This window comes from Providencia sp. PROV210, assembly GCF_028479445.1.
GTDB classification, from domain to species: Bacteria; Pseudomonadota; Gammaproteobacteria; order Enterobacterales; family Enterobacteriaceae; genus Providencia; species Providencia rustigianii.
Genome location: NZ_JAMPNQ010000006.1, coordinates 110936 through 125041 on the forward strand (window position 1 = coordinate 110936; position 14106 = coordinate 125041).

The following is a 14106-nucleotide window of genomic DNA, read 5'->3' on the forward strand; positions in this document are numbered from 1 at the left end:
AAAAAATACTCTTATAATGAAGGCTTTTTACTCGGCAATGCTAAAGATATATCAATAGATAATTTAAGTGAAGATCAAGTTACACCAGGTAACTGGTTTGTAGACTTGTATTTAAATAATGAATTTATCTACAATAGAGAAGTAAAATTTTATAAAAATGATAAAGGAAAGGTCGTTCCTTGTTTAACAAAAGATGATGTGGCTAGTTTTAATATTAAACCTGAGTATTTGAGTTTAATTACATCTGGTGGGGAATGTGAAAATCTATATACTTTATCAAAAGATGTAGATATTAGTTTAAAGCAAGATATATTAAGATTGGATATTTTAATTCCTCAAATAATGGTAGAGCATTATGCTAGGGGATCGGTACCAATTAATGCTCTGAATGAAGGCATTCCAGCATTTTTTATGAATTACTATCTTAATGGATATAGTAGTCGTAGTCATGGTGAAAATACTCATTCAGCTTATGGAAATATATCTGCTGGACTTAATCTTGGGCTATTTCGTTTTCGTCATCAATCTAACTTACAATATAATCAAGATAATAAATTTGAGCATGAAAGCATTCGAACTTATGTTCAAAGAGCGATTCCTCAAATTGAAAGTGAATTAACACTTGGTCAATCGTTTACGAATGGGAATCTTTTCGACAGTTTTTCTTATACTGGTGCAGAGTTAGCGACTGATAATCGTATGCGTCCCCAATCTATGCAAGGGTTTGCACCAACTGTACGTGGTGTTGCAAACAGTAATGCGCGGGTGCGGGTGATACAAAATGGTTTTGTTATTTATGAAACTAACGTTTCACCGGGTGAATTTGTTATTAATGATCTTTATGCAACAGGGTATGGTGGTGATTTAACGGTTGAGGTCACTGAAGCAAGCGGTAGTGTTTCTTCATTTATTGTACCATTTGCAACGATACCTGGTTTATTACGACCGGGACAAATTGATTACAGTATTGTGAGCGGTAAAGTTCGGGGAGATAATGTCTCTTCAGATTTTTTTGTTCAATCCACATTGCAATATGGATTGAGTAATATCGTAACACCTTTTGTGGGATTGCAATATTCAAATAAATATCAGTCAGGGTTATTAGGTTTTGCGGTAAATACTGATATTGGTGCATTTAGTTTTGATATGGCAAGTTCTAAAGCTGAGCTTAATAATGATAAAACCTATAGTGGTACTCGAGCAAGGGTAACGTGGAATAAAGACATTAATGCCACAGGAACTAATATTGCACTAGCTGGATATCGTTATGAGTCGCAAAATTATTTAAATTTATATGAGGCAAGTTCTTACCGTGATAATTATTTATTTAACGGGGATTCAATTAATCCAAGGCGTTCTCAATATACTTTAACCATCAATCAAAATTTAGCTGATTATGGTACGATTTATGCGAGTGGGTCATTACAAACTTGGCGCGATAATTTACCTGATACCAAGCAATTGCAATCGGGTTATATGAATAGTTTTAAAGGTATTGGATATAGCTTTACTTATATAAAAATGTACCGTAATGGTGAGCAAAATGGCGACAATAATTATATGTTTAATGTGTCAGTTCCATTCTCATTATGGTATCCAGAGCAAAATACTGTAATGAGTAGTTCCATTACGCGTTCTGACAATGATAATCGATGGGCAAATAATACCAGTATCAGTAGCTCTTTTGGGGAAGATAATTCTATATCTTGGAACGTAACCGCCAGTGACATTGGGCAATCAAGAAGTAGCTTCTCAGGAAATATTCAAAAAGATTTTTCATCGGCTTCTGTTAATGGGGGTTATTCTCAAGGGAGAGATTTTAAATCACTTTCAGCTGGAGCAAATGGCGCTTTGGTTATTTATGAAGGAGGTATTATTCCTTCTCGTTACTTAAGTGACACGTTTGCGATTATTGAAGCCGATAAAGTAGAGGGTGCTTCAGTTTCATCTTGGAATAATATTATTCTTAATAAAAATGGTCAGGCAGTTGTTCCTTCACTTATGCCTTATCAATATAATACTCTTTATCTAGATTCTGAAAATATGAATTCAGATATTGAAATTGCTAATAATATGGTTAAGGTCGCTCCTTATGCTGGCTCTGCAGTATTAGTGAAATTTAAAACAGAGAAAGGAAATAATATTACCTACCGTATTATGCTACAAGATAAAAAGTCAGTTCCATTTGGTGCGGATATTTATGATGAAAGTAATAATAAGATTGGCTTGGTTGGTCAAGGTGGATTAGTTCATTTTATATCACAGCTTGAAGCCGGTACTGTTTTTGTTAAATGGGGTGATGAAAATAATCAACGTTGTAAGTTTAATTATAATTTTACTAACAACAATACGATCTCAGAATCCACGTGTTATTTTTACTGAGGAATTAATTTTGATTAATCATAAAATCAAACTAGCTATATTTCTAAGTTTGATGTTTTCATCATTCTTAGCTAATGCACTATGTTCTGTTGTTGGTACTGGAATTAACCGTGCCCCTGTCACTTACCTTGGGCCTATTGATCCAATCGCTATCTATGGATTACAATTTCAACCAAAAGGAACGCCATTAAGTCTTTCTTATATGTCTGGGACACAACTGTCTATCTCTAACGGACTGAATCCAGAAACGGTATTATTTCGTTGTAATGCTGCTGATGCTAACCAAATTTTTGAAGGTTATTATTTATTTAGAGCAGATAATGCACATCTGGCTTCTGCTCAAATAGTAAATGGAATTACCTATTGGGCAATTTGGGTCGTGGGTGCGGTTTCTCCTCGAACTCCTGTTTCCGGTGTGGATTATGAATTCTTTTTAGGAAACGGTATTAATGTGGGGAATGCATTTGGTAATGAGCCGAATTGGACAAAAAGAATGGCATATGAGGTTGACCCAACGAATTCCAACTTTATTATAATAAAAGGAAAACATTTTTCTGGTTTTACGAATAGTCAAATCCGTTCTGGTATAGCTGTGACCGCAAGTAATTTTAATCCAGTAATACCTCAGCAGCTTAAAGGATTTATATTTTTTAGAGGCCCTGGTGTTAATAATACTATGGTTTCGAATGGTGGAAATGGAGAGCCTCATACCATTGGATCATTTTTCAGGGTTGGGCTACGTGGCGTGAGTACCACTGCAATTAACTCATGTAATGTAGAAAGGAATGATGCAAACGTATCATTAGGAACACATTCTCAAAATGCATTACCTTCATCTCTAGTTAATTTTTCTGTTACGGTAAAATGTGACTCAGGCTCTACGGGGATTCAATATGGTCTTGCCCCTGGAATGGAAAATATAAGTAAAAATGTAACTGATGTATTATTACTTGACCCTAATATGGGCTCAACAGCAAAGGGCGTTGCTATTGAAATTTTGAATTCAGCTCAGAGTAAAATACCACTGTTGAATCTTCCTGCAACCGGCGGTGTTATTTCGAGCGTGAATAATTGGCAGTCATTACCGATTCCAGCGTCAGGGGGACCAACATCTTCAGTCGATGTTAATCTATCTGCTCGGATTGTCCCATACGGTAATGAGCCTATCGCTCCGGGGGTTGTTCGATCTAAAGTGACATTTATGCTAAATAAAAATTAATTTTTTATTTTATTGGTATAGATTTCATATAACTTTGAATAGTTTAAAGGTAGTTAGGTGACAAGCGAATTAGCTGCTGGGAGCCGATATACTTATAATAAAACCGAAAGGGTTAGCCAAAGTTTGGCTAACCCTTTCGCATTTTCACATTGATAATATGATTTTAATTATAAGTAATATTTAACATTGGCTTATTTTTGTATTGGCTATATTTTACTTTTACATAACTTAAGCTAAGTTTTTTTGCCTCTTTTAACGAGCTTGTTTTCGTGAGATTTTTACCATTACGATAGCACTCAAAGTTAACTCGTTCGGTATTGGACACTTGAACTTTACATTGTGGTTCAACGATATAACCAACAAATGTAATCGTACCGCCACCTATATAGTTTGTGGCAGCATTAGCAAAAGATAAACCAGAAATGAGTACAATAATCATAGTTACAAGTAAGGATAAACGTTTCATGAGCTACCTCCTAGTTGAACTAGAACTGCGCATTTAACACTCAATACGAGTAAATGCACCATGATTAAGTTTAGTCTAATTACGAGTAATAAATATAATATATACACACTAAAAGATATTTCTCTTATGTTTTATCTCGTATTAATATGAAATATAAATAATTATATCGATATTTAATATTTAGATAGATTCGATAATGATTAACCAATCATTGCTAATAGTCATAATGAATTTGGGCTATTGTTAGAATGAAAAGCCCAATTGAGTGTTATTGATATTTAATGGGTGAGATAAGAGTTTTTTAAGGATAATAAAATTTAAATAATATTAAATATCAATTGATTGGGTTTTGTATTACCGAAAAATATTATTTACAGAGGATAAATAAAAAGGCCGTAACGCTATGCGCTACGACCACTCTCAAAGCTTAATTGACAAATATTTCTGTAATGTCGAGGCTTTATTTTTTATTTAAACAAATGTTTGAACTGATGTGGAGCACAGCGCAAATATTGTGGTGCGACCGAAATTTGTTCATTCAATACACTGGCAGCACGCCATGGCCAACGAGGTTCATAAAGGATCCCTCGACCGATAGCAATGAAATCAGCCTGTCCCGTGGCTAAAATTGCCTCTGCTTGCAGCGGTTCCGTAATTAAGCCAACGGCAATCACAGGGAGCTGAGTTTGGTTATGAATTTCTTGAGCTAATGGAACTTGATAGTTGGGACCCACTGGGATTTGCTGTTTATCGGATAACCCACCAGAAGAAACGTGGATATAGCTGCTGCCCAGTTCCTCGAGAATTTGTGTTAACTCAATGGACTCCGTTAAATCCCATCCGCCTTCAATCCAATCTGTTGCAGATATTCTGACACCTACCGCGATATCTGGGCTAACCGCTTCACGAATTTCCTTAAACGTTTCTACTAATAAGCGGGAGCGGTTAGCAAAGCTGCCACCATATTCATCTTGGCGAAGGTTTGAGTTAGGGGACAAGAAAGAATGGAGTAAATAGCCGTGCGCTGCATGAATTTCAATGACATCAAAACCCGCTTGTTCTGCTCGTTTGGCTGCATCCACAAACTGCCGCTTAATCTCAAGGATCTCATCTTTCGTTAATGCTTTTGGCGGGAAGCTATCAGCAAAGGGTTGTGCGGAGGGGGCAACTGTTTGCCAGCCATGTTCATGGTTAGCGGGTAAATTATTACCGCCTAGCCAAGGTAAATCACAAGCGGCTTTCCTACCCGCATGGGCGATTTGGATACCAAAGCGTGCATTCGCAAACGGTCTAATCTCTGCCAACATTTTCTTAAATGCTTGCATCTGGCTTTCGTTCCAGATCCCTAAATCCTTATAGGTGATACGACCTGATGGAGTGACCGCGCTTGCTTCAACAATGACTAAGGCAGCCCCAGATAAGGCAAGATTCATATAATGGGCATGATGCCATGGGCTCACCACTCCATCATTAGCAGAGTATTGGCACATCGGAGGGATAATAATGCGGTTGTTTAAATGTACGGAACCGATTGTTGCAGGAGAAAACAAATGACTCATTATTTATTCCTTATACATTATGAAAATTATGTTCACAGTATAAAAGATTGCATCTATTTTTCTTGTGATAAAGCGGGAATTACGTATATCCAATAGATATTTTTTCACACGCTATGAGATAAAAAAGCACCACAATAGAGAAATATTTGAAAAAAAAGACAAAAAGTATAAATTTCTGCTTGAACATGACCACATTGATTATTTTCGATTCTATCAATGAGCTCAATCATGGTTTTATACCGTACGATAACCGCGTAAAGACCAGTGGTTTAGCCCAGAAGATTATTTATTTCAACAATAAAAAACGTTAATTCCCATTAATGGTTTTAATGGTGCTAATAGAATCTTTACCTGATTTTTTATATTAAAAATGGTTTTAGTAAATTTAAAATCACATTTATCACCGCAAAAAAACAAATTTTAACTTGCAAGAAAATAGCGGGGTTTATATAAGCAATAAGTTACCGATAACCAGTTTAATAAATTGATACTTTAATACTATTAATAATTTAAAAGTTTAATGAAATTATTTTACTGAGTATTTTCACCTGCAAAAAATATAATTCTAAGAAGGAAGATAAATGTGTTAACAATTATTGGTATTTTAATCATCGTATCGATAGTCACTTTATTGATGATGGGGAAAGCAAGCCCGATTATTGCAATGTCCTGTATCCCTTTTATTGGAGCCTTGCTAGCAGGGTATTCAATCGCTGAAATTTCTGTGTTCTTTGAAAGCGGGATTCATAAAGTCTCTAAAGTTGCGGCCATGTTTTTGTTCGCTATTTTATTCTTTAGCTTGATGAAAGATTTACATATTTTTGATCCACTGATCCGCGCAATGGTCAAAATGACACGCGGTAACGTGATTGTGGTCTGCATTATGACCACCCTGATTGCGGGGGTTGTCCACTTAGATGGCTCTGGCGCGGCGACTTTCTTAATCATCATTCCTGCATTGTTACCGTTATACCGCCAATTGGGAATGAGTCCCTACCTGATGCTGTTATTAATGTGTACCAGTATGGGGATTATGAATATGGTTCCATGGGGTGGCCCTTTAGGTCGAGCTTCTGCGGTGACGGGTATCGATGCGTCTACACTATGGCAAGGACTCATTCCTGTTCAATTAATTGGTATGGTCGGCGCAGTGGTGTTTGCTGTCATTATGGGAATGCGTGAAAAACGCCGTATTGCTGCTGCTGAATTACAAGGTACGACTCCATACCAAATGGATTCACTGCTGACGGCAGAAGAACAAATGGACGATGTCGTTGAAACGATTAACAAACCTAAGAAGCCGTGGATTAATGGCGGATTGATCTTAATCTCCATTATTTGCTTGGCATTTGGTCTGCTGTCCGCCCCTTATGTCTTTATGATTGCATTATCCTTAGCGTTACTGATTAACTTCCCAAATCCGAAAGACCAAATGAAAGTGATTTCTCAGCATGCCCCACAGGCATTAGGAATGGTGGCGATTATTTTAGCTGCTGGAGCATTTCTTGGTATTTTGTCTGACGGCGGAATGTTGAAATCTATTGCTGTTGATTTAACTGCGATCCTGCCAACAGAATGGGTATCAAAAATTCATATATTTGTGGGTATCCTCGGTGTACCGATGGATATCTTCACCAGTACTGATGCGTATTATTTTGCACTGTTACCAATTATTCAACAAATTGCGGGAACAGCAGGGATTGACCCATCAGCAGTGGTCTACGCGATGGCGATTGGTAATAACGCAGGGACGTTTGTGAGTCCATTTTCTCCGGCTGCATGGTTGGCGATGGGCTTAGCGGGCATTGATATGGGACGGCATTTGCGTTATTCGTTCGGGTGGATTTGGCTATTTAGCTTTTTTACTCTAGGTATTGGGGGGCTTTTAGGTCTTTATTGATCTGCTCGTCGTCTTTTGCACTGTAGCTGCGTTAACTGCGCTTACTAACCCTAGTCACATACTTATGTATGCTCCTAGGGATTAGCAGCACTTGTCGCCTTACTACAGCACAAAATCCATAGAGCCAATGTTTGGAAGTTGAAAAGTCAAAATCAAAAACAATTAAAAATTTTAAAACTGAATGAAATATCGAGAATAAAAATAGTTGCTAAGTGGAACATGTTTTTTTACATAATTAGGACTATATCGGTGGCTTTTGTCTTGACTGTTAGTTTAGAATCCCCGCGTACTGATTATTTCTTATTGTTTTTATAGTAAAAACACTTTTTAATGAGGCCGTCTCGCGGAACAGATATGTAATACCAACTCTTGATTTCTCAATTTTCACAGAGGCAAATCTTGCTCAAGATTTGTTGTGTTTTGTTATTTCTGTAGAGAAAGCATGATGAATATGCAATCAAGGAAGTATGGTAGAACGTATCACTATCCGTTCTCCCCGGGCACCACCAGCGACGATCGTATTAATAGCGATTGGTGGGCGCACATCCAAAATATTGAACAATTAGTTCATACCGAAAAACTCGATGGTGAAAATAACTGCTTGAGCCGCTACGGCGTGTTTGCTCGTTCCCATGGCGCGCCAACACAATCCGCATGGACTCAACAGATTCGTCAACGTTGGCAATTAATTAAAGACGATCTTGGGGATATTGAACTGTTCGGTGAAAATTTATATGCGGTTCATTCGATTGAATATCAACATATCGAAGATTACTTTTATGTGTTTGCGGTGAGGCAAGGAGACTATTGGCTAAGCTGGGAAGAGGTGAAATTTTATGCTTCTCTGTTTGATTTCCCCACTGTGCCACAGCTTAATCTTGAGATTGATAAATCCCTATCACCGCAACAATACCGTGACGCGTTAATGACCGCGGCATCTGCCGATAGCCACTTCATTGCACGGGACACCCATACGGGAAAAGCGTGCAGTATGGAAGGCATCGTGACCCGAGATAGCCAAGGCTTTCATGTGGATGACTTTATGCAGCATATTTTCAAATATGTGCGTAAAAATCATGTCAAAACGGACATTCACTGGAAGCGAAATTGGCAGCGAGCGCTACTGGCATTTGAACGACAAGGGGGTGCCCGATGAATTGGCAACTAACGCAAAATCGCGAATGGTCACAGTTGGAAAAGCAATTTGAATTTGTACGGGATATGGCCGCTGTACCACAAGATTCTCGGCATCACGCTGAGGGCAATGTGGCTATTCATACCCAAATGGTACTGGCGGCATTAGAAGGCTTGCCGGAATACCAGCGGCTACCTGAGCAGCAACAACAGATTGTGTGGACTGCGGCACTACTTCATGACGTGGAAAAGCGCAGCACCACGCGTGAAGAAGAGGGGCGAATTATCTCTCCCGGACACGCGAGAAAAGGGGAGCTTTCTGCCCGAAATATTCTATTTCGCAGTGTGGACACGCCGTTTGCTATTCGCGAGCAAATTGCGGCATTAGTCCGTTTTCACGGTTTACCCTTATGGTTAATGGAAAAGCCAGATCCTGAGCGTGCGTTATATGCCGCCTCGCTGCGGGTGGATATGTCTCTGTTATGCATGCTGGCGAACGCCGATGCACTTGGGCGGGTTTGTGAAGATCAAACGGATTTACTCACACGAATTGAGCTGTTTGAGCTATTTTGTCGTGAACATGAATGTTGGAACCAACCGAAACAGTTTGCTTCACTGGCAGGACGTTTTCACTATTTCCATACTCAGCGTGGAACACCGGATTACCAGCCTTTTGATGAGGACGGTAGCGAGGTCATTATGTTGTGTGGTTTACCGGGAATGGGGAAAGATCACTTTATCCAACGATTCTACCCGCAGACGGCAGTGGTGAGCCTCGACAATATTCGCCGTGAGCATAACATTGACCCAGCGGATCGTAATGCCCAAGGTTGGGTGGCGCAGCAAGCCAAAGAACAGGCAAAAGTGTACCTACGAAATAAGCAAAATTTCATCTGGAATGCGACTTCACTGAATGGTTCTTTGCGAGAAAGCTTGATCAGCTTATTTGCTCGTTACCAAGCGAAAATCCATCTGATTTATCTCGAGGTTCCTTGCAAACAGTGGCAGCAACAAAATCGCCAGCGTAAACATGTAGTACCTGATAATGTGCTGGAAAGAATGTCGAGGAAACTGGAAATACCGACCCCCGATGAAGCTCATCAGGTTTCCTATTTTATTAACGGCGAATTTTTGAAATAAGCACCACATTCCTGCCTCAATGTTTGAGGCAGGAATGTTTCTTGCCATCAAGGCACAAAGACATTTCCTTCAAATAATTTTCTAGCGGTACGAATAATTGACGCTTGTAGCCCTTCAGGCGCATTGGTTTGATTATGTAGCGCAACCTCAAATTTGCCGCTCAAATGCTCAATTGCAATTTTCTGCATATCCACAGCACCGTGAAGGTAAGGTTCAATCACCGTTCCCGGTAATATTGCGCCTGTAGCAATGGCAATTGCGCCCGTCACGGCTAAAGCGCCATGGCATTTATGAGGCATAAAATAACGTACATTAATCGTGCCCCCATGAAGTGCTGGGGAGACTAAAATCGGTTTAGGGATCACTTTGTGGGTCACATCGCCGAGCCCTATGGCTTCACCCGCTAACAGTCGAATAGTTTCTAGTCGCTGCATAAATTCTAAATCATGCTCTAATTGGTCAGCCGTTTCATAGCCAGTTTTGTTGAGCTGAGAAGCATCAATCAGCACAACTGGCGTAGCCATATCAAGACAAGTGACCTCAACGCCATCAATCACATCGATCACATTACCGGTCGGTAATAATTTTCCTGTTTTAGTTCCGCTCGCATTTAAAAACGTTAGCGCGACGGGGGCGGCATGACCGGGAACACTGGCAATGGTGGTATTACCTTCGTACTGCACTTTCCCATTAGGGGTTTGGATGGTGGCATTGATAAACGTATTGGTATTGACGTTGCGAATGCGAACCGTGGTGACGTCGCCAGTGATGGGAACTAATCCTTTTTCCAGTGAAAACGGGCCGACGGCACACAGAATATTGCCACAGTTTGGCGCGGTATCCACAATTGGTTCAGTTATCGATACTTGGGCAAATAAATAGTCAACATCAGCATCGGGATGCGTGGATGGGCTGATAATCGCAACTTTGCTGGTTTGAGGGCTGCCGCCGCCAATACCATCAATCTGTAAGGGGTGACCGGAGCCCATGATACCTAAAATGAGTTCGTCACGTTGTTGAATATTCGTTGGGAGATCGTCAGCTAATAAAAATACACCTTTTGAAGTACCACCGCGCATTAATACACAAGGGATCTGTTTCATCTTGATTCCTATTTGAATATCGATAAGGTTAAAAAATGGAGCGCCATTTTCATGGGCTCCATCGATTAACTAAGACAAGCTGGGGGATTAAATGAGACCCATGTTGATCAGGATTTCCCACCAACCTAGACCGATAGTCATGTGGACTAACAAACTTAAGAACGCCACAATCCCACCAATGATCCACCAAGAACGAATATCGTTATAACCTGCACCAAAGACGATTGGAGCTGCCGCGCCTCCGTAGTGGGTTAAGCTGCCGCCGTAGGCGTTGGAGAATAGCAGACCCAGCGCTAACAGCATTGGTGGCGCACCTGCAACCATTCCGACAGTCGCAAATACAGGGACCATCGCTGCCACATACGCACCGCCGGAAGCAAACAGATAGCGAATTGCAACACTGATAAACATGATGACAAAGAACGCTAACATCGCTTGGTCGCCAAAGGAGAGGTGCTCACTCATTACATCTGCTAACCACTTGAAGAAGCCCGCTTTGGTCAGTACACCGGACATCCCGATAATACCACCGTACCAAATCAGCGTGTTCCAGCCACCTTTGTTTTTCAGAACATCATCCCAAGTGACTACACCGAGGATTAAGGTCAATGCCATCACTGCGATAGCAACACTTGATGCACTAACGCCGATTTTATCTGCAAATATCCAGCCTGATAATGCGAGAACAAAGATGACACTGAGCAGTTTCTCGCGCATGGTCATTGGACCTAAGTCTTCTAACCCTTTTGCTGCGATCTCTTTGTTATTCACCTTTTTCAATTCAGGTGGATACAGCTTGTAGATAATCAGTGGTGTCAGGATTAACATAATCAAACCTGGCACTGCTGCGGCCAATGCCCATCCACCCCAACTTAAATGGATGCCCATAATATCGGTCATCATTGCCAGTGCCAGTGCATTTGGTGCCATGGCTGTTAAGAACATATAGCTGGTGGTTTTGGTCACCATATACACGTTCACTAGCAAATAGTGACCGGCTTTACGCGGGCTTTTTTCTGGATCTGAACCGAGTGCCACCGCCACACTGTTGATGATTGGGAAGACAATTCCGCCTGCTCGCGCCGTATTAGATGGCGTCGCAGGGGCAATAATCAGGTCAAGGATCGCCGTTACATAGCCCAGTCCTAATGTTGTTCCACCCAATTTACCAATCAAGATATAAGAGAGGCGTTTCCCCAAACCGGTGATCACAAATGCGGCGCTCAAGGTAAATGCGGCGAAGACTAACCATGTGGTCCCCGAAGCATAACCGCTGAGTACTTCACCTGCTTTCACATCTTTAGTGCCTGTGATACCAATAACAACCGCACTGGCTGCAATCGTGGCTAATAAAATCACGGGCTCAGAATAAGGTTTGAGTACCAGACCCACAATAGCGGCAAGGTATAAACCAAATAATAACCACGCGATACTGGGTAACCCCTCTGGCGTCGGTATTAAGGCTATAATTATTGGAATGGCTATAAGAACTAATAGCTTCCATATTTTATCTTTTTGCATAGGCTAATCCTTCAAGAATATAAAACTTTAAATTTCTTAAATCACATAAAACGAATATCTAAAATGTGTGGAAACCTATTTCTGGGTATAGCGGTATCTTGAATAGAGTAATAAATCTATTGAAAATCGTACTATTTCAGAAATGTTATAAACTGTTTAACGGTACTGATGTGTAATTTGCTTAAAAACGTTTTTTTATTTTGTTACTTTTATTTTTAAATACAGACTTTGAATTTTTATATTCATTGGTTTTTATTTTTTCATATTAATAATTCATAGGGTGATAAGGTAATCGGGCAAAAAACCAAGTCAGAATTAATAAGTCTGCACTACCTCCTGGGCTGAGATTTTTTTGGATGCATTGTTGGTCAAACTGTTGGATCTTGTGTAAATCATGCTTGTCGTGAAAATCATGTTGTAACAGCTGAGCCGCTTGCTGTTTTATCCAATTTAGCCCCGCCATGCCCCCGCGATTTGCCACGTTGGTATCATCATTAATTTTCACTAACAAAATTAAGGTACTGAGTAGGGCGATATCGGCATTTTTTCCGGAAGCTAACTGCTGTAGATAATATGGCAGTGCGTGCTCCGTCACTAATTGATAGCCATTTTCAGCTTCGCCTCTTGCGCCAGTTAAACCGTAAGCTTGGTATAAACGTTGCCCTGCGGTTAGATTATCGGCAGGTTGTTTTAACTCGGCGGTGATCCCTTGGCACATGGCAGAAACGGTTTGGCTAATTGTTGATGGGGTCACTTTTTCCCCTAATCCCATCAGCCTACCCATGGCGGTGAGTATTAAACCCAGTGAAAAAATAGAACCTTTATGGGTATTGACGCCTTGAGTTGCCCTGAACATCGCTTTTTCACATTCAATACCAATTCCACGAATTTGGCCTAATACACGCTCAATAGGTAAGGTTTTATATTGGTCACCCGCCCGTAAAAATTGTGGGAAAAATTGAGCAATTGCATTGGCACTTAAATGAAAATCGGTGAGCGCCATATCTTTATGAGCACCCGTATTGTGTCCATCTACTAAACCCGGTTTCGGGGTTAAATTCACTTCAGCCAGCATAGCTTGCCAAGCAAGGTGACTATAATGGTTAACCACATCATCCGTTAACCCAGTTTGCTGATCAATTCGTTGCTGGAACATACGCTAACTCCTTGATACGGCATAAAATTTGGTCAAGTGAGTGGCTACGCAAGCGGGCACACACTTTGGCTTCCTTATCACAGACCAAACAACGTCTTGTTGGTAGGTCAAATTGGCTGCGAGAATATAGCTTTCCTTGAGAATCAAAGACATCAAAGTCCCAAAGTCTGCCAATTGGTGATAATTCTTCTGCATCGATTAAGGCTTTTTTGACGTCTAATGCATCGGCGTTTACTGCAACTAAACACTCAGGACCCGTAACTAATGGAAAAGATTGTTGTGATAAAAGTACCCACTGCCTGCATGAAGCAACTTGCTTAAGCGCATTCAACCCTTGATTAAAAATCTGTCTAACCAAATGGTTATCTTTAACCGGACCAGGAAAGACGACAGTAAATGAAATCAAGGTTACCTGATGGAGACCAATCCATTCTTGCTGGCGAGCCTGACGGGCATCACGACTCGCCAATAAGTCAGGTAAGGAAATCTCAAGTTGCTCTTGGGTATCAGGCAGTGGGTAAAACAT

Annotated in this window: 11 protein-coding genes; 5 read left to right on the plus strand and 6 right to left on the minus strand. The window is 40.4% G+C overall.

The genetic code is table 11. From position 1 onward, the window contains the following. Positions 1-54 precede the first annotated feature (54 nt). Together PR761_RS05825 and PR761_RS05830 are read left to right on the plus strand one after the other, a co-directional pair. On the plus strand, positions 55-2382 hold the full coding sequence (locus tag PR761_RS05825; RefSeq protein ID WP_272519342.1) for a fimbria/pilus outer membrane usher protein: 2328 nt from the start codon (positions 55-57) through the stop codon (positions 2380-2382). 10 nt (positions 2383-2392) lie between these two features. Further along, the gene (locus tag PR761_RS05830; protein WP_195848292.1) at positions 2393-3601 is read left to right on the plus strand and encodes a fimbrial protein; all 1209 of its coding nucleotides are present in this window, start codon (positions 2393-2395) and stop codon (positions 3599-3601) included. Between the two features lie 163 nt (positions 3602-3764). Here the strand turns inward: PR761_RS05830 and PR761_RS05835 are convergent, their stop codons facing one another. Together PR761_RS05835 and PR761_RS05840 are read right to left on the minus strand one after the other, a co-directional pair. Continuing rightward, positions 3765-4067, minus strand: coding sequence for a hypothetical protein (locus tag PR761_RS05835; RefSeq protein WP_039854219.1), 303 nt, complete (start codon positions 4065-4067; stop codon positions 3765-3767). Positions 4068-4534: 467 nt separating this feature from the next. Continuing rightward, the gene (locus PR761_RS05840; protein WP_112836565.1) at positions 4535-5626 is read right to left on the minus strand and encodes an NADH:flavin oxidoreductase/NADH oxidase; all 1092 of its coding nucleotides are present in this window, start codon (positions 5624-5626) and stop codon (positions 4535-4537) included. 583 nt (positions 5627-6209) lie between these two features. Here PR761_RS05840 and PR761_RS05845 point away from each other — a divergent pair. The 3 genes from PR761_RS05845 (at position 6210) to PR761_RS05855 (ending at position 9800) form a co-directional block, all read left to right on the plus strand. Further along, positions 6210-7526, plus strand: a complete 1317-nt coding sequence (locus PR761_RS05845; protein WP_039854214.1) for a CitMHS family transporter — start codon at positions 6210-6212, stop codon at positions 7524-7526. Between the two features lie 445 nt (positions 7527-7971). Beyond that, positions 7972-8682, plus strand: a complete 711-nt coding sequence (locus PR761_RS05850) for an RNA ligase family protein (protein ID WP_039854425.1) — start codon at positions 7972-7974, stop codon at positions 8680-8682. After that, positions 8679-9800 carry an AAA family ATPase gene (locus PR761_RS05855; protein WP_006813363.1) on the plus strand — a complete coding sequence of 374 codons (1122 nt, stop codon included), beginning with the start codon at positions 8679-8681 and terminating at the stop codon, positions 9798-9800. Before PR761_RS05850 ends, PR761_RS05855 begins: the two co-directional genes overlap by 4 nt. 47 nt (positions 9801-9847) lie before the next feature. Here PR761_RS05855 and PR761_RS05860 read toward each other — a convergent pair whose 3' ends face one another. From PR761_RS05860 to citX, 4 genes are all read right to left on the minus strand, one after another. Next, positions 9848-10903: a 4-oxalomesaconate tautomerase gene (locus PR761_RS05860; protein ID WP_006813362.1), complete on the minus strand. Its 1056-nt coding sequence runs from the start codon at positions 10901-10903 to the stop codon at positions 9848-9850. A gap of 87 nt (positions 10904-10990) precedes the next feature. Further along, positions 10991-12424 carry an anion permease gene (locus PR761_RS05865; protein ID WP_006813361.1) on the minus strand — a complete coding sequence of 478 codons (1434 nt, stop codon included), beginning with the start codon at positions 12422-12424 and terminating at the stop codon, positions 10991-10993. Positions 12425-12689: 265 nt separating this feature from the next. Next, complete coding sequence (gene citG, locus PR761_RS05870; protein ID WP_154611038.1) at positions 12690-13580, minus strand: triphosphoribosyl-dephospho-CoA synthase CitG; 891 nt, start codon at positions 13578-13580, stop codon at positions 12690-12692. Continuing rightward, the gene (gene citX / locus PR761_RS05875; protein ID WP_154611039.1) at positions 13561-14106 is read right to left on the minus strand and encodes a citrate lyase holo-[acyl-carrier protein] synthase; all 546 of its coding nucleotides are present in this window, start codon (positions 14104-14106) and stop codon (positions 13561-13563) included. Before citX ends, citG begins: the two co-directional genes overlap by 20 nt.